This window comes from Streptomyces lasalocidi (assembly GCF_005280215.1).
Lineage (GTDB): Bacteria > Actinomycetota > Actinomycetes > Streptomycetales > Streptomycetaceae > Streptomyces > Streptomyces longwoodensis.
Genome location: NZ_SZNQ01000003.1, coordinates 417,398 through 433,429, shown reverse-complemented (window position 1 = coordinate 433,429; position 16,032 = coordinate 417,398). Strand labels below are relative to the sequence as shown.

9 protein-coding genes and 2 pseudogenes are annotated in these 16,032 nt (G+C 67.1%); 6 read left to right on the top strand and 5 right to left on the bottom strand.

The annotated features are described in order from the left end of the window. Positions 1 to 2 precede the first annotated feature (2 nt). On the top strand, positions 3 to 830 hold the full coding sequence (locus E4U91_RS37485) for an alpha/beta fold hydrolase (protein WP_137311458.1): 828 nt from the start codon (positions 3 to 5) through the stop codon (positions 828 to 830). A 129-nt stretch (positions 831 to 959) separates the two neighbouring features. Here the strand turns inward: E4U91_RS37485 and E4U91_RS37480 are convergent, their stop codons facing one another. Together E4U91_RS37480 and E4U91_RS37475 are read right to left on the bottom strand one after the other, a co-directional pair. Further along, complete coding sequence (locus tag E4U91_RS37480; protein WP_137311457.1) at positions 960 to 1,670, bottom strand: hypothetical protein; 711 nt, start codon at positions 1,668 to 1,670, stop codon at positions 960 to 962. Between the two features lie 395 nt (positions 1,671 to 2,065). Continuing rightward, a complete protein-coding gene (locus E4U91_RS37475) occupies positions 2,066 to 2,458 on the bottom strand; it encodes an IS5 family transposase (RefSeq protein ID WP_137311456.1) in 393 nt (130 codons plus the stop codon). 647 nt (positions 2,459 to 3,105) lie between these two features. Here E4U91_RS37475 and E4U91_RS37470 point away from each other — a divergent pair. Beyond that, the gene (locus tag E4U91_RS37470) at positions 3,106 to 3,828 is read left to right on the top strand and encodes a chaplin (protein WP_338326717.1); all 723 of its coding nucleotides are present in this window, start codon (positions 3,106 to 3,108) and stop codon (positions 3,826 to 3,828) included. Between the two features lie 1,020 nt (positions 3,829 to 4,848). Here E4U91_RS37470 and E4U91_RS37465 read toward each other — a convergent pair. Beyond that, positions 4,849 to 5,133, bottom strand: coding sequence for a hypothetical protein (locus tag E4U91_RS37465; RefSeq protein ID WP_137311454.1), 285 nt, complete (start codon positions 5,131 to 5,133; stop codon positions 4,849 to 4,851). A gap of 1,101 nt (positions 5,134 to 6,234) precedes the next feature. On the opposite strand from E4U91_RS37465, the gene E4U91_RS37455 reads away from it, so the two are divergent. The 3 genes from E4U91_RS37455 to E4U91_RS37445 all read left to right on the top strand — a co-directional run bounded on the left by E4U91_RS37455 (position 6,235) and on the right by E4U91_RS37445 (position 7,690). Next, entirely contained in the window at positions 6,235 to 6,708 is a 474-nt protein-coding gene (locus E4U91_RS37455) for a hypothetical protein (protein ID WP_338326715.1), read from the top strand. A 195-nt stretch (positions 6,709 to 6,903) separates the two neighbouring features. Next, positions 6,904 to 7,188 carry a hypothetical protein gene (locus tag E4U91_RS37450; protein WP_137311451.1) on the top strand — a complete coding sequence of 95 codons (285 nt, stop codon included), beginning with the start codon at positions 6,904 to 6,906 and terminating at the stop codon, positions 7,186 to 7,188. Between the two features lie 169 nt (positions 7,189 to 7,357). Continuing rightward, positions 7,358 to 7,690: a hypothetical protein gene (locus tag E4U91_RS37445; protein ID WP_422070957.1), complete on the top strand. Its 333-nt coding sequence runs from the start codon at positions 7,358 to 7,360 to the stop codon at positions 7,688 to 7,690. 226 nt (positions 7,691 to 7,916) lie between these two features. On the opposite strand, the pseudogene E4U91_RS37440 reads toward E4U91_RS37445, so the two are convergent. Then, positions 7,917 to 8,126 (bottom strand): annotated as a pseudogene (locus tag E4U91_RS37440) (telomere-protecting terminal protein Tpg); the annotation flags it as partial. A 1,707-nt stretch (positions 8,127 to 9,833) separates the two neighbouring features. Here E4U91_RS37440 and E4U91_RS37435 point away from each other — a divergent pair. Beyond that, positions 9,834 to 10,583, top strand: a pseudogene (locus E4U91_RS37435) (helix-hairpin-helix domain-containing protein); the annotation flags it as partial. Positions 10,584 to 10,916: 333 nt separating this feature from the next. On the opposite strand, the gene E4U91_RS37430 reads toward E4U91_RS37435, so the two are convergent. Beyond that, a complete protein-coding gene (locus tag E4U91_RS37430; protein ID WP_168218324.1) occupies positions 10,917 to 15,188 on the bottom strand; it encodes an nSTAND1 domain-containing NTPase in 4,272 nt (1,423 codons plus the stop codon). Positions 15,189 to 16,032 lie beyond the last annotated feature (844 nt).

Below are 16,032 nucleotides of genomic sequence, written 5' to 3'. Positions count from 1 at the left end.
GCATGACTGAGGAACATATCCGGACCCTGTCCGTGCTAGGCGTGTCCTACACCTACCGGGTGCTGCGGCCGTCAGCCCCCACGATGGAGCCCGTCATCCTACTGGGCGGTGTGCTACAGGGCATGTACGACTGGGGGTACCTAGAGAGCACTGTGACAGCCAAAGCAACCATGGTCACGGTTGATCTGCCCTCTGTGGATCCCGGCTCCCTCCCGGAGGACCGGGACGATGTCGACACGTTGTGTGACGGGCTCGCGGGCATCATCGCAGATCTTGGTGCCGCCCGCGTTCACCTGTATGGCTACTCCATGGGAGCGGCTGTCGCGTTCCGATATGCACAGCGGCATCCTGAGCGCGTCGCACGGCTGCTCATCGGAGGTGTGCGTTATCAGCTCACGGCGAGGGTCTTGTCCAACCTGCGGCTAGCCACCGACCGGGCAAGGGCAGGTGACGCAGAGGGGTTCGCCAAGCTTATGGCTGCTGATCTGCTGTGCCTCGATGACAGTCACCACGTCCACCGCCGCGACCTGGCTCTTGGCTATGTGATGCGTTTCATGCGTAAGGCTGCTCGCACGCCCCACTATATCGATCTGATCGCGAGCGCTTTGACGAGCCGTCACCACCGCCTGACGGGCGGCTTGCGGCAGGTTCCTACCTTGGTCTTTAGTGCTGAGCACGACCATCTCCACCCTCTAGAGCGCCAGCAAGCCTTTGCTGCGACGATCGAAGGCAGCCAGTTCGTCACGTTCCCCGATTGCGACCACATGCTGCCGCTACAGCGTCCCGAAGCTGTTGCATCTCTAGTGGCGTCCTTCCTCATCAGGGAATGAAGTTCATGCTGCGGTCTCAAGTCGGCCTAGGCGGCAGTCCGTTGATTTATCTGAGTTGGGGAAAGCGTGCGGCATTCGGGCAGGCGGCGCGCCGCGTACGCGGCGCGTGCCGCGCGCCCGCTTCCGGTGCTAGAAGCGCCTTCCCCAGTTGAATGTGGAACTGACGCAGTCGTTCCATCCGAATGGAGTCAGGTGGTTGACTGCGATACCGGCAGGGATCTCGAAGCGGTTCCCGCCATAGTTGGGCCTGTCGAACAGCGTCACATGCCAGCGGCAGAAGTCGGTTGACGAGATGATGTCGTTCCAGTCCCCGAGGTGGAGGAAGCCGCGGCCCACCTTCTTGAGGTCCAGCCAGCCGAGAGCGGGCCCGTTCCAAAGCCAGTCCCCGCCGCCGTGGTCGTGCTCGGAGTAGCGGGCATTCACGGGGCACGAGTCTGGATTGCTAGTCCCGATCGTTGTTTCGTGGCGCACGAGGGGGCGGTCGAGCCTCTGGGTGCGCAAGTGATCGCTCATCTTCTCCATGTCAGTGAACATGTAGAGGACCAGCTCTTCCTTCCGGAAACCAGGTGTTGAGTAGAGCGCTTGCCCGTCGAACTCGTGGACCGTCCTCGGCTCGTTCACTTCGCCGTTGATCACCACCGGAACCTGCGGAGGTGTGTGCGGCCTCGGAGACTGATCGTGGTCGACGGCGGACATGGTCAGCAGGTCAACTTCGTGCGTGACCCGAGGTTCTACTCGCTTCACCAGCGCGTCGATGCCGAGCTCCGCGAGCTTTGCGCGCGCTTCAGCCTCTATGCCTTTCCGGCGTTCGTCTGTCGTGCTTTCCATGTGCTGGGTCATGGCTGCTGCCCATTTCGCTGAAGAGTTCAGTGGTTCGGTGGGGAGGCGCGCAGGTGACCTGCGGCCGACCATCCGCCTCAGGGGTTCGCAAAAGAGCCAAGGCAACTGATTCAGGGGGAGAGTGCACCGCACTGAAGGTGAGTCACCGAGGCGGATACCGCCTCACTTCTATTGATGCACATGTTCACAATCAGTGCATCCCGGCGATCGCTGTCAAGGCTGTCCCGACGGGCCGCTGATACGCCGCGTGCGGCCGGCGCTGTGTAGGGCGGCCGACTTGCCTGAGTACCCGCAAGCGGTTCATGCCTGCTCGAAATGCGGGTGCGTCACCGGCCTGGCCAGGTCGGACGCGAGCAGCCGACAGCGTCCGTCCGCAGCGAGAGGGAACTTGGGGGTCAGTCCGCCGCGGGATCGTCCGAAAGCGTGGTCGTCCGGCTCGCCGGCTGGGGCTCCCTTTTGTAGGTCCCGGCGGTGTGCTGATGAGCACGGACAATGGTCGAGTCCACCGCGACGACCCAGTCGAGGTTCTCTTCGGCGTCGGCCTGGGCCAACAGGGCGGTGAACACCTTCTCCCAGGTGCCGTCAGCCGCCCACATCCGCAGCCGGTTGTGCGCGCCCTTCCAGGAACCGAAGTGTTCGGGCAGGTCCATCCACGGCGTACCGGTGCGGTACTTGAACACGATCGCGTCGATCACCTGCCGGTGATCCCGCCACCGCCCACCCCGCTTCGGCGTCCGATCCGGCAACAGCGGCTCGATGCAGGCCCACTGGGCGTCAGTCAACGGCACACCAGACCAACGATCGGATGATCTGGAGGAAACGGCCCAGGTGGCATTTGGCCGTCGATGGTCGCTGGTGGGCCGGGAAGGCTAATGCAGGCGTGACGTATGTTGAGCCGAGTCGTTGATCTGGTGGCGAGGCAGGTGCGACGCGTGATCTCGAATGTTTTCCGACCATTTACTCCTTTCGGTGGTCGGGAGCCTTCGGATTGGCGACCTCTGCTGTCGCTGGGGACGGGCCATCTTGGCCCGGGGCTGGCCACCCTCCGAATCGGCCCAAACCGGGGCTTGCCCCTCCACCAGTGGCGTGGGGCAAGCCCCGGGGGCATTGTCAGGCTCTGCTGCTGACGTGAGGGTAAGTCGCATAGGGCTGCCTTACCGCGACCATCTGTCGGTCCGGACTCCTCGTCCGTGAGGATGAGCCGAGGGAAGGGTGCCCACAAAGTGGGTCCGCGACCGCACACTTGCACCTATTCGAAACGATCGACTGTCAGACCATCAACGCCACTCGAACGTTAGGAATATTGTATTACGAGGTCTTGATGAGTAGACCGGGCGTCGCATGATAGCCGGCATGCATTGGGATCTTGTCGCCTGGCCTAGCGAATTTACAGGCGGCATGCCATAACTCCGTTCCCTTTCCAGCGTTTACAGACATGCGGGTGGATACCCGCGGTGTGCTAGAAGGGTTTGGATCTATGAGACGAGCGACTTTAAACCGTGTGCTCGCCGTCGCCGCCGCATCGGGCGCGATGGCACTTCCCGCGTCTGCCGCCTTGGCTGCCGACGGTGCTGACGCCGGAGGCACGGCGGTTGGCTCGCCCGGGGTACTTTCCGGGAACAACATCCAGGTGCCGGTGTCTGTGCCGGTGAATCTGTGCGGTAACACGATTAACGTCGTGGGGCTGCTCAACCCGGCCGTGGGCAATGTGTGTGAGCACACGGACGCGGCGACGGCCCACGGCGCGGAGATTGACGGCGGATCGCACCTGTCGGGCGAAACCGGAGCACATAGCCGCGTCACGGATTCACCAGGGGTTATCTCAGGCAACAGTATCCAGCTCCCGATTGACCTGCCAGTGAACTTCTCTGGCAACAGTGTCAACGCCGTGGCGGTGGGTAACCCAGCGATCAACAATCAGTCGGTCACCGACCGTGACCCCCCTCACCCCCACATCCCCCGGCAGACCCCTGCTCCCAGGCCGTCGGCGTCACATGCTCCGCGCCCTCGGCATCAGGCCACTCCCCCCAGTCCAGATACGGCGATGTCCACTCTGGCCCACACTGGAACGGATTGGGCGGCCCCTGCCGCCGCTACCGGCACCGCGTTCGTCCTTGCAGGTGCGATCTTGTACCGCCGCTTCCGCCCGGGTTGCTGACCCGGTCCTCAGTACACCCCCATCAGAGAATCTGGCGGGTCCCGGGTGGACTGTCAGCGCCGATCCTCCTCCGCCACAGGGCTGACGTAGGCGCCCGGTCGCTGGATCAAATCGCGCGCGATGAATGCTGCTTCTCCCCCCTGCAGCAGCCGGTGCAGGGGGGAGGAGCCGGGCAGGTCCTCGACATGTCTCGGGGAGGCCGGCGGGTTGGCCCGCAATGGAGAGGTGTGCAGCGCCATACAGCCCTTAACGAAATGGTCTACGGGCTGGCTGGATGGCTCTGAGTGTGGCTCTTGGGGTGTGGGGTGGCTCGGTGGAAGCCGGTGGGAAGTGGATGACGAACCTGGGCGGGGAGCGGGCCGCTTATACAGAGGGTGGTGCACTCGCAACCGTCCGGCAGGGGCGCACTGAGCGATGAGATACCGAGGAAGCCGGTTGCCGCGTAACTTCTAAGGCGCAGCATCGTTACAGTGTGTGCGTTCCTTTCCTCAGCCCCAGGAGGTTTCGGAAACCTCCTGGGGCTGGGACGCCTCTGGTCAGCTCGCCATTCAGGCAGCCTGAACCGTTCCGGCTTCTCTTTTCTGTCATCAGACGAACAGCCTGGACACGAAGAGTCGTGTCGCACCGGGCAGCTTCTCGGCCAGCATCAGAACCTGCACCTGCGCGTCAGCCGACGGACTCGCTCATCCGACTCAGCGGACAGTACCGCCCCCCGACGTTGCGACGGCCGGCTTCGCGGTAGCAGCGCTGACGTCGGCTTTGCAAACCCGCAGCACCCACACACGTAGGGTCACCCCGGCTAATTCACAAGTCAGCGGCGATACTCATGTGGATCGCCCTAGACAGTTGGCAGCAACCTGAGAAAACGGATGCGGTGTGGACGCCTCAGGCTTCCACACCGCATCCAGCAGCCCTAGTTGATAATAGTGCTGCTGAGTATAAAAAGATCCACAGTAAAGGCCTTGCTCCACGTACGCAGACCGTGCATCGATGGACGGCACGGCGCGTGTACGAGATACGTCAGAAGGCCCGGCTGTTGCATCCCATGTCGGAACCGAGGTGGTTTTTCTGGGCGCCCGCAGCCCCTTCCCCGTTCAGCAGGTTGCCAGCCACACCCGTGAGAGCGCCGATACTGCCGATTACTTCGATGTTCATGTCGTGCGAGCGGCACTCGATGCCCTGAGTGATGTCGATGCTGTCGATGTCGTGGCCAGGCTCGCCGTGTGCGAAGGAGGTGCCGGCGCTGAGGGAGCCGAGGCTGCCGAGAAGTGCAGCCAGGAAAACTACCTTCTGCGAGGTACGCATGTAAAGCTCCTTGGAAGAAGTGCGAGAATGTGACAAGTCGAGTTGGGATTTCGAATGCTTCGGAGACGGGATGTCAGCCGATCCGGGGAAGCCCAAGCTGTCCGACGGGAGGGGCCGCAATTTGTCCGAGGCCGACGGGAGCCAACTCCGCGGCGCTTGCGGGCGTGATCGTCGGGTTGACGAGCGGATTGACCTGCGGGTTGAGCTGTGGGTTCACCTGCGGCGCGACAGTCATCGGAGGTTCTGGCCCAAAGGCCTGAGGTACTGCTACCTGCGGGGCCACTTGCGGCATGACCTGAGGCATGACCTGAGGCACGATCTGCGACGGGGCGGCCTGAGACGGCTGTGCAGGGGCGGCCTGAGTCGGCTGTGCAGGGGCGGCCTGCTGCGGGTTCGATGCGCTGGTGGCCTGAGATGTTCCTTGCGACGACGCAGAGGCCGACGCGTATCCCATCGGCTGTGGTGCTGAAGGGGCAGGTTGTTGTGGGGCTGCGGCCGGAGCAGCTGGTTGATCCGGCACCGACGTGGAAGGGGCGTTGGGCTGCCCTGCCGGTGTGTTGGCGAAGCTGCCGCTGGCGCCGATGCCGGCCAAACCGCTGGCCGCTGCGACGACGAGCGCGGCCTTGTGGAGCTTCCGCATGAACCTTCGGCCCTTCATTACCTGGAATGTGAGTCTGTGGCATTCAAAGTGGTCACGCGTGCCGTGGTGCGTCTCTCGCATCGTGCCGGAGGCTGCGGTATCTGGAGTAGGCACGCAGACTTTGTATCAGGAGTCAGCAGCAGACCCGATACCTTCTGATGGTTCACGGTCGCTTGCCCTCTCTCTCGAGAAACGAGGCGCCGCTGCTGAGGTCACGGCGCTCAGCTACTCGTCACCCATTTGCTGAGCGTCGGCCGGAGCTGCGTAACCCGCATGCCTTGCATCAAATGGGTGACCACATCCCTGCACCCGTATCGGGGCGGTGTCTATTTCGTTCCCCACGGGGCGACAGGGATGGCCCATCGCCGTCGGACGGGGCAGCGCGGACAGCGAGCTTGCCCTGCTCCATCAGCCGTTAGCTCCGTGTACAGGTCAATTGAAGAGCCGAGGAACTCATGCGCATGCTTCACAAGGTCGCGCTCGTCGCCGCAGCAGCCGGCGGACTGTCCGGGATTGGCGCCGGCCCAAGTTCCGCCGTCACCCCTCTGGTTGATAGCGGCGCTGCGCTACCTGCAGTTTCGCAGTCTGACGCGCAGGCCAGTTCGGCGTCTTCTGCACAAGCGACCGCGCAGACCTACGGCTCGCCGGCTCCGCAGCAGCCGGCACCCTCGCGTGGCACTCAGGTTTCCCCGCAGGTCAACCCACAGCTGAATCCCCAAATCAGCCCTCAGATTTCTCCTGAGGCGCAGCCGAAGGCACACGATTCTTCGGTGGGTCAGGCCAATCTGTTTCGCCCGTACCAGGAGTGCAGCCCGCAGACCCTGCTCGACGCGAACGTCCCAGTTGCCTTGCTTGCTCCGTCCCAGACCCATGGCGTGGAGTGCACCCAGGCCAACAGTCAGTCGAACTCGTTCGCCAGCGTGCAGCAGCACTGATTAGACGACCAGGTCAGAACCTGGCCCGGGCCTAGAAAGCTGGGGCGGCTGGCCCTGCGCGTGGCGCTCGGTGCTCCTATTGGCGACAAGTCACTGGCGTGTCATATGTCTAGTTTGTGAACTCTGTCGCTATTCTTCCGACCTGTAGACGCGATCTGACACGGATCGTCAACACTCACCCCAATCGGAGAAGACATGCGCAAGCTTCGCAATGTTGCGGTCCTGATCGCTGCCCTCGGCAGCATCGGACTCGTGGGCGGCGGCACGGCCTACGCCGGCGGTCACGGCGAGGATGGCGGCGACCAGTTCAACATCACGCAGAGCTCCACCTGCAAGTCGCACGACCTGAACCTCGACGTCCTCGGCCAGGTCGGCGTGCTGAACGGCCTGCTGGGCAACGCCCTGAACGGCGAAGGCAACCCGGGCGCCCAGTCCACGGACATCGGCTCGACCATGGGCTGCAACAACAGCGCCTTCTGAAGTCCCGTCCCGCGTAAGAACGCTGGATGATGAATGGTCCCGGCACTGGACCTCAGACCAGTGCCGGGACCATACACGTGCGCCAAACCACCTCCGAAGCGGGCAAGGCAGCGCGGATGCCTCGGGCACTCCGCTTTGGCGCCGAGGCACCTTCCACACAAATGAAGATGTGATCCTCGAAGATTGCATCCGCCTCACTTTCACTGGAGATGACATGCGCAAGCTCCGCACGGCCGCGGTTCTGATCGCCGTACTCGGAAACGCAGCATTTATGGGAGCCGGGTTCGCCCAGGCAGATCAAAGCTGGGGGATGGGCGACAGCAGCGGCCTCAACATCTCGCAGAGCACCAACTGTGAATCGCACGACAGCAACATCGATGTTCTCGGCCAGGTCGGCATCGGCAACGGGCTCGGCGGCAACCTGTTGAACGGCGAGGGCAACCCCGGGTCTCAGCAGACGTCGCTGGGATCGAGCATGGGCTGCAGCAACAAGATCGGCTAAGGGCTCACAGCACCACCATGCGCGGGCGAAGGACTCATGACCTGAGAGATCAAAGAGTCAAACACCCAGTCCAACTCCCTGCGAGCCCAGTGGCGCCTTTCTGGGCGGTGTCTGATGCAGCCTCAAACCCGCTGACCGGATGAGCCGACGGCCATCCCACCCTCGGGTACGCGAGCGAGCCCGGACCGAATCGGTCCGGGCTCGCAGGCTGTTCGGAGCGCAGCTGTTACAGCTCGAACTCGAGGTGCTCGATGTCCGTGAGGCACACCTCCTCCAGGGAGCCGGCGCGACGGCCGCCGCCCCGGAAACAGACCCCCTTGAGCGCTTCGGCCGCGATCTCCTCAAGCTGCTGGTCGGTGGCGCCAGCCTCCCGGGCACCGAGGAGGCAGGCGGCGTACACGGGCGGCAGGGCGACGGTCAGGTGCCGAACGCGGTCCGTCGCTGACCCGACGGTGTGCCTAAGGGCTACCGTCCGCGCCGCCACCTTCCTACAGGCACGACGCAACAGGAGCCAGTGGCCGGACGCGGCAGGGCCTGATGAGCAGCACGTGCTGCAATTGGTTGCGCTTCATAAGCGTGGGGACACAGCTGCCTGTGCTGCGCCCCGCCCGTGCGAAATGGGCCGCTGCACCCGTGACACACCAATGGGCCTCGCCGAAGGCGGAGGCGGGTGCCACTACGCTCATGATGGATCTCCGTTCGCGGCAATCCGGGCAGCGGCCGGGCCGGGCATGGGTTCCCGGCCGCTGCTGTTGTACAAAGAGGTCGGGCGAGTCAGCATGCGGCCGCGAGGGGACTATGCGGCCCTCACATGAGCCCATCGACTCGAAGATCCCAGAAACCGCGGCAAGGATCCGTTGCACCTCAATCACTCCGGTGCGGCCACACTCGAATGAGCACCCACGCCGGCAGGGACAGACCGAAGCTGCTTATGAAGCAACCGGTAGACCGCCATCGACTTGAAACCCGCTCCGCGTCACAGCCGCCGGCCAGGCAGCTGCGCAGCATCGGCACCGTCCAGCCGACAGCTTCAGCTAGGCGCACAGGGCGCGGGCGACGCCTGGGCGTGTTCACGCAGCGGCAGGTTCTGCTTGTCCCAGGTGGGCTTGATGTACTGAGGAGTTCGGCCGTCGCGCGCTCTGATTCGCATCGCTCACCTTCGTCCGGGTCCCCTTCCGCCGAGTTGCCCAGGGCGTCCACGACCCGTCCCCACCACAGAACCGCCTCCCGCTGTCCCCCGGCGGCCGGGAATACAGATGGACGTGCCCAAGGTCGGCGGCCAAGAGCCCCCGCCGCCGAGGTGCCGGGGGACACTGCTGTGGATCTGGCGCAAGGGCGCCGGGGCCGTGCCGGTCTTGGCCTGTATGCCGCCGAGACTTCAGCGGATGCTCACCATGACCCAAGTCGACACCCTGCTACGGGTATACAGCAGCGCCACCGAGGCCCAAGCCGGCCTGACCGCCAGCAGCGAGGTCTGACACCCTCAGCACGACATGCCCCCTCTGACCGACTCCGCGTGTCACCGGTCCCCGCCGGACGGAATCTGCAAAGCTGACCCAACGCGGGTCTTGCCGGCACCGCTACGGCCCTGTTCCTTCTTCCGTCCGAAGCAGAAGGAGCAGGGCCTGTTACGTTCCACCGGCGCCGATACCGTCGCGCTTCGCCGGGGCAAACGCCCGCCAATTCCTGCCCCCTGGCACTGCACACCTGCCAGCCGGTACCCGGACCAAGCCGGACGCGTCTTCGAGCGACACCCGGGGGCACCTGCCGTAGCGCGCACCACCGTACGGTCACGACGCCGTCGAAGACGATGACCACAGTCCTGCACCTGTCGTCGCAGCTCGCTGCCAACGTACTCGACGCGCGGTCGCTGCTGTTCGCGTCCGGCCTACTGAGCATGGGCATGATGCTGTTCGCCAAGACCGCCCGGCTCGGGGCGGGGCCCGATATGCTGGGGAAGCCCCTCTTAGCTGAGGGCCTTTGGTTGGCCGGTGCCCTTGCCCCGCAGCCGGCGCCGGTCCGCACGTCTGGGGCGAGCAGCCGGTGCCGGGCCCACGACAGACTCCGCCCCGCTCAGCACCGAGGTCGGCCGTGCGCCTGCCTCGCCGGTGCCCGCACTGCCGGACGGATGGGGCCAGGCGGCTCCTACGCCGCCGACCGCGACCAGCTCGACATCGAAGGCCTCGGCCACCCGCGTCGTCCAGCTTGTCGACGCCGGCCTCGTCACCGATCTCGCCGACCTGTTCACCCTGACCCGCGAGCAGCTCATCGGCCTGGAGCGGATGGGCGCCACCAGCACCGACAACCTCCTCACCACCATCGCCGCGGCCAAGGGCCAGCCGCTGTCGCGGGTGCTGTGCGCGCTCGGGGTCCGCGGTACCGGCCGCTCCATGTCCCGCTGTATCGCCCGCCACTTCGCCACCATGGACACCATCCGCGCTGCGGACGCGGAAGCGATGCAGCGGGTCGAGGGCATCGGCACCGAGAAAGCACCCTCGAGCGTCGCCGAGCACGCCGAACTGGGCCCGCTGATCGACAAGCTCCCCACCGCCGGGGTGAACATGACGGAACCCGGCGCCACCCCACCCGCCCCGTCCAGCGGTGACACCGGTGACCACGGTGAGAATGCCGCCGGTGCCGGCGGGCCGCTGGTCGGGATGACCGTGGTCGTCACCGGCGCGATGACCGGCCCCCTGGAAAGCTCAGCCGCAACCAGATGAACGAGCTCATCGAACGAGCCGGCGGCCGCTCGTCCTCCAGCGTCTCCAAGAAGACCACCCTCGTCGTCGCTGAAGAGGCCGCCGGATCCAAGCGCGTCAAGGCCGCAGACCTCGGTATCCGCCTGGCCACGGCGGACGAATCTGCCACGCTGGTCGCCGACTACCTCAACTAGATGATCAATACCAAGGGTGCAGCTGAGCGCTGCATCTAGCGCTGAGGGCTTGATCGGGGTGCTCCGTGTGGTCCAGCAGTACGACGGCGGGACAGCGAGCCCAGCGTCTCCTCTGGCCGGGGCCACCGTCAGGACGGGCGCGAGCGCGGCACCCGCCGCGGCGCCCGAGGGAGCCGGCTGCCTGGGCGGCGACCAGTAGGCCGATGCTGTACGCCTGGAGCGTTTCGCTGCGGCCGGCGGGTCCGGACTCCCGGGCGGGCCTCGGGTCGTCCCAGGTCACTCCCCTCGGTCATGTCGCGCGGCCCTGTCGACGCGCGGGTGCCTCGCCCGCGGTCAGTCGCACGGCGGTTCGGGCGGTGTGCCCTTCGGCAACAGCCGTCTCTCCGCGTCGGTGTAGTCACGCCCGGTGGCGGCGCACAGCGTTCGGAACTGCTCGTCGGGGCTCAGGTCGAAGGTCTGGCGCAGGGTGCTCATGTTGACGGTCAGGCGGTGGTTTCGCACAGAGCCAGCCACAAAGTCAGCGTCGGCGACCGGGAGCGTGCCGGAGGCAGCGTCGTCCGTCAGGTCGTGGATCCGGACCACGTCCTTGCCGAACACGGACGTCACGACACTGTGCCCTGGGCCGAACCCGATCAGGGCGTCGTTGCCTGTGGCGGGGGCGCCGCCGGGCAGGGTCTTGCGGCGGCTGACGTCCCACACCCGGACCTGTCCGTCCGTGTTCTGCACGGCAAGGCGGGAGCCGTCCGCGTCGAAGCCGAGCGGCCCGGTGACGTAGGAGGTACTGAACGGCACGCTGACGGCCCGGCTCGGCAGCGTGCCGATGTGCCGGGGTGCAGTGACGTCCCACAGCAGGATCTCTCCGGTCAGGGTTCCCGTCCGGGTCATCGCGGCCACCTGCCCTGGGTGGCCCGGGCGGGCCACCAGCTGGCCGCGCGCGAGGACCTGCCGGTCGAAACCGCCGCCGCTCCAGTTGGGCGCGTGGTGGACAAGGAAGGGCCGGGTGCGCACGGTCCCGTCCGCCGCGTCGACGCGCATAAGTCTGCCCTCCACCGTCAGCAGGGCGATCTCGCTGCCCTGCAGTGCTGTAACCGCGTCCACTTCTCCGCCGCGCGTCACTGTGACGCGGTCGAGTTCCTTCGCCTCCGGAAGGACGTGGTCGAGCCGCACGCTGTCGGACAGGTCCCGCACGGAGTAGGAGCCTTGCAGGTTGCCCTGCTCGCCCCACACCACGATCCGCCGGGAGTCGGCTGTCCAGAGCGGCGACCAGTGCAACGACTCGGGAGGAGGAGGCAGGGACACCGATCGGTGCCGGGTGCGGGAGGCGTCGAGTACCTCCAGGCGTCGGTCGGTGGTCAGGGCGATGAAACGCCCGTCGGGCGACACGCTGTACTTCCCCGCGTCCTCCAGGAACCGTGCGCCGCCGGCCGGTTCCGCGCGTACGGCCATCAGCGCCGTGCCGACGGGCACGAGGACCGTCAGCCCGCCACCCGGGCGCGGGACCGCCGCGACGCCATCGTAGGCGGCGACCTCGCCCGAGGTCGGCACCCGGGTGCGGTAAGTCCGTCCGGTGCGCAGGTCCGTCAGCGTCGCCTCGGCGTAACCGGCCGCGGTGTTTTCGGCCCCAATCTCGAAGCCGTAACGCGCCGTCGCGTCCACCGGGCCGACGTCCCCGGGCAGTGCGGTCCGGCGGCCGGGTGTCCGGCCGAGTTCCTGCGCGTACGGGTCCTTGATCTGCGTCCTGATCAGGAGTTCACCGCCGCCGCGCAGGAGAGCGCCGCCCTGGTCGCCGGTCGTGGTGGCGTAACGCAGGCGGCCGGTGACGAGGTCACGGACCTCGATGCGCTGGCGCAGCTCGTCGTGGGTGTAGCTGATGGTCGCGAGAGTGTCCGGGTCGGAGGTGAACGCGGCCTCGTGCAGTCCCGTTGCGGGCAGGAGGCCGTCCGGCGGGGGGACACGGGCCCGGGAGGGGACGTCCCAGATGTCGATGAAGGCGGGGACGCAGCGCCGTTCACCGTTGGCGCATGGAATGCCGTTGTCGTCGGTCGTGCGCAGCAGCCGTCTGCCGTCGCTGCTGAAGTCAAGGGCGCCGCCGGCGTCCTCGGGAAGCTCGTGGTCGCTGAGCTTCAGTGTGACGGGATGCTTGGGGTCGCTCAGCCGCCAAAGCCGCACCTCCGCCCCGGCGGTTGCGGCGAAGTTACGGCCGTCGGGGCTCAGGGCGGTCAGCAGCTGGCCCTCCGGGACACCGGCCAGCTGCCCCCGCGCCCTCGGCTTCCCTTGGAGTGCCCCGGTGACCACGGTCATCGTCGGCCGGTCGCCGCCGCCGGGCTTCGACTGGACGACAAGGACCCGGCCGTCCGGGGTGGCATCCATGCCGGTGACCCGTCCCGGCCACACCGCCGGGTGGCTTCCCACCAGGTACTGCTCTCGCGCGTACTGCTGCAGCAGGGCCTGCCGGGTCTGCGGGCTCCGGTCGGTCTTCCATGCGGCCAGGGCGAGTTGCAGCGCGGTGGTGGGATCGGTGGCCGGGCGGTCCGCGGAGAGCTGGGCGAGCAGCCCCGCTGCCTGGGTGCGCAGTTGCCGCTCGGTGACCGTGAGGCTGTGCCAGGTGGAGATCGCCAGGATGACGGCGAGGACCGTGAGGACGGCCAGCGCCGCGACGGCGCCCTGCCGCAGACGGGTGCCGCGCCGGGCGTGGCGGCGGCTGAGGAGGATGTAGGCGCGCTCGTCGGCGGAGATGTCCTCGGGGTGCTCGGCCAGTGCGCGGTCCGCCTCGGCCAGGTCGGATCCGCTCAGCAACCGGGTGGGCTCCCGGTTCTGGGCCTGCCAGCGGTGCAGATCGGTCCGCAGCTGCTCCTGCCAGCGGCGAAAGTCGCGGGATGCGGCGAGCCATTCCCGCAGGCGCGGCCAGAGCCTGGTGAGCGCCTCGTGTGCCAGGTCCACCATCTCGTCGCGCTCGGCGCCTCCGGGTGCGCGGGAGAGGACGACCAGCTTGCCGGGGGCCAGCTCCTGTGCCAGGGCGAGGAGTTCGGGGGCCAGGTCGCTGGTGCGGACGGGTCTGCGGGAGAAGGTGCCGCCGTCCGCTGGCCTGGCCAGCTGCACGAACAGCCGCCGCGCGCACTCCTGCCGGGCTTCGGTCAGGCCGTCCAGGGTGTGGTCCGCGTAGGTGACGAGAGCGCCCGCCACGCCGCCGAGTTCGTCGTAGGCGGCATGAGTGAGCATGGACCGGGAACGGCGGTGCCACAGTTCGGTCAGGGCGAACTGGACCAGCGGCATTCGCCCGGGCTCCGCGCCGGCGTCCGCGACGATCCGCTGGGGCAATCCGGGTTCGAACCAGAGCCCCGGCACGGCGTCGACGGGTGCCGTCACCGCACGCTCGAGATCCTCGTCCGCCAGCGGGGCGAGGAACTGCACGGCGTCGCTGACCAGGTCGGAGGTGCCGGTGGTCAGCAGCGCCTCGAGGGAATCGGGCCGTGCGGTGGCCACGACCCGCAGCGTGGTCCCGCCGGCTCCGCCCGCCAGGGCGGCGAGCAGACGGAACAGGGCTTGTGCGGCTTCCGGTTCGGCGCTCGCGTACTCCTCCAGCTGGTCGATGAAGAGGACGTGCCCGGCGCTTCCCGCGCGGGCGAGGATGCGGGCGCGCACCTCGGCGGGCATGTCGTCACTTGTCGCCAGCAGCCCGGCCAGCTCTTCGGCCTTGACGAGCCGGTCGACCTCGCCGAGCTGCGGCTCGAGGACGCTGGTCAGCGCCCGGGCGATCACCGCGGACGCCCTTACTCCCGGCACCGGCCGCAGCTCTGAAACGCTCATGCCGTCGTCACGTAAGCCGGGCATGACACCCGCCCGCACGAGGGACGACTTCCCGCACCCCGACGGCCCCGCCACCAGTGTGATCGGCCGTCTGCGCACGGCGGCGCGCACCCGGGCCGTGACGTCGTCCCGCCCGTGGAAGAACTCGGCGTCGTCCTCGGTGAACGGCGCGAGCCCGCGGAACGGGCAGCGCGGCGGCACGGTCCGTTCGTCGACCAGGTCGGCGGAGGGCAGCAGATAGGCCGTTCGGTCGCCCCAGTCTGCCGCCACCGTCATGCCGACGACGCCGTCCTGGTCGTCGTCCCAGACCGGTGCTCCGCTGAACCCTTCGGCGACGGCCGGCCCCGGCTCGTGCGCCTCCATCTGCGTCCAGCCCAGACCCTGCCCGGCCCGCAAGGTGCCCGAAGCCCACTTGCCGTGGTCGGCGCCGACGGGATACCCCTGCACGCGGAAGGTGTGGCCCCATACGCCGGTGCCGTCAACGAGCGTCGCCGGCCGGGCCCCTTCCACGGGCGCGTCCAGCCGCAGCAGAGCGACATCCGCCCCGCCATGCCGCCAGGACACCACGGTGGCCCGCGTCCGCGGTCGGCCGGGCAGCAGCGGGAAGTCGAGGTCCACCGGCCTGTCTGGTGCCCGCTCGTCGTCATCCGGCGCCCCGAGGGCCCGGGTCACGACGTGGGCGCAGGTGCATACGATGTCGGCGGTGATGAGGAACCCCGCCCCCATGACACCGCCGCTGGCCGCGTGGACTCGTACCTGCGACGCCTCCAGGACATCGCTCCCCCGCCCGACGGCCATGCGTCTTCCCCCCTCGCCCCGTGGTGCAGCGGCACCGTAGAGAAGCATCGTCCGCCCCGAGCAGTACGCGGCTCAAGGGCGCCCGGCCGCAAGCGTGTGCGCGGTCACCGCCCCCGAAGACATCCCTCGTCGAGTTGAGCAGTAGATAGAGCTCCAGCATGCATAACTGGGCTGAGCCCGAGCAGGTGCCGTTTGTTCCGGCGATCATGTGACTACCGGTGTTCGAACTGGGCGGGCAAGCTACCTGGGGCAAGTAACTGCGCAGCCAGGCGTTGCCATGGGCGCGCATGATTATGCCCAGCCACAGAACGGAAGCCTCGATATGCGCACTTCAGCTTCGACGTGCGGAGGTACCGGAGCCGAACAGCCCTCAGGGGCTGGGCGGCGGAACCGCCCACCGGGACCGGCCACGCTTCCGTGCTTTTACTCGTCACGGCCAGCACCACCCGAGACTCGGCACCGCTGCTGCTGTCCGCGACCCGCACCGAATTGCGGCGCCGCACGCGAAGCGTGCTCAGCCACAAGATCCACTTCCCGAATCCGGCGCTCGTCGACGGTGACACGTCCGCTGCTGCCGGCTGTTGTGTCGCGCACCGCATCGTGCGCTGGTCGGGTCCTTGTGACAGCCGGGTTCTAGTGACATATAAGAGCGTTCCGGGCTGAAACCGGCTCTGAGAGGTCGTTTTCACCCTCACTGCCCACTTATCGGTGGAGTCTCGAAGTGTCGGGTTGTGGTTCAGGTGAGGTGGCGGAGGCGGCCGATATCTATGAGGCGGGCGGGGTTGCGGATGAGGCAGAGAGAGACATAATCCTGTCTCATCCCAGGATGCCCGGCCTTCGCAGT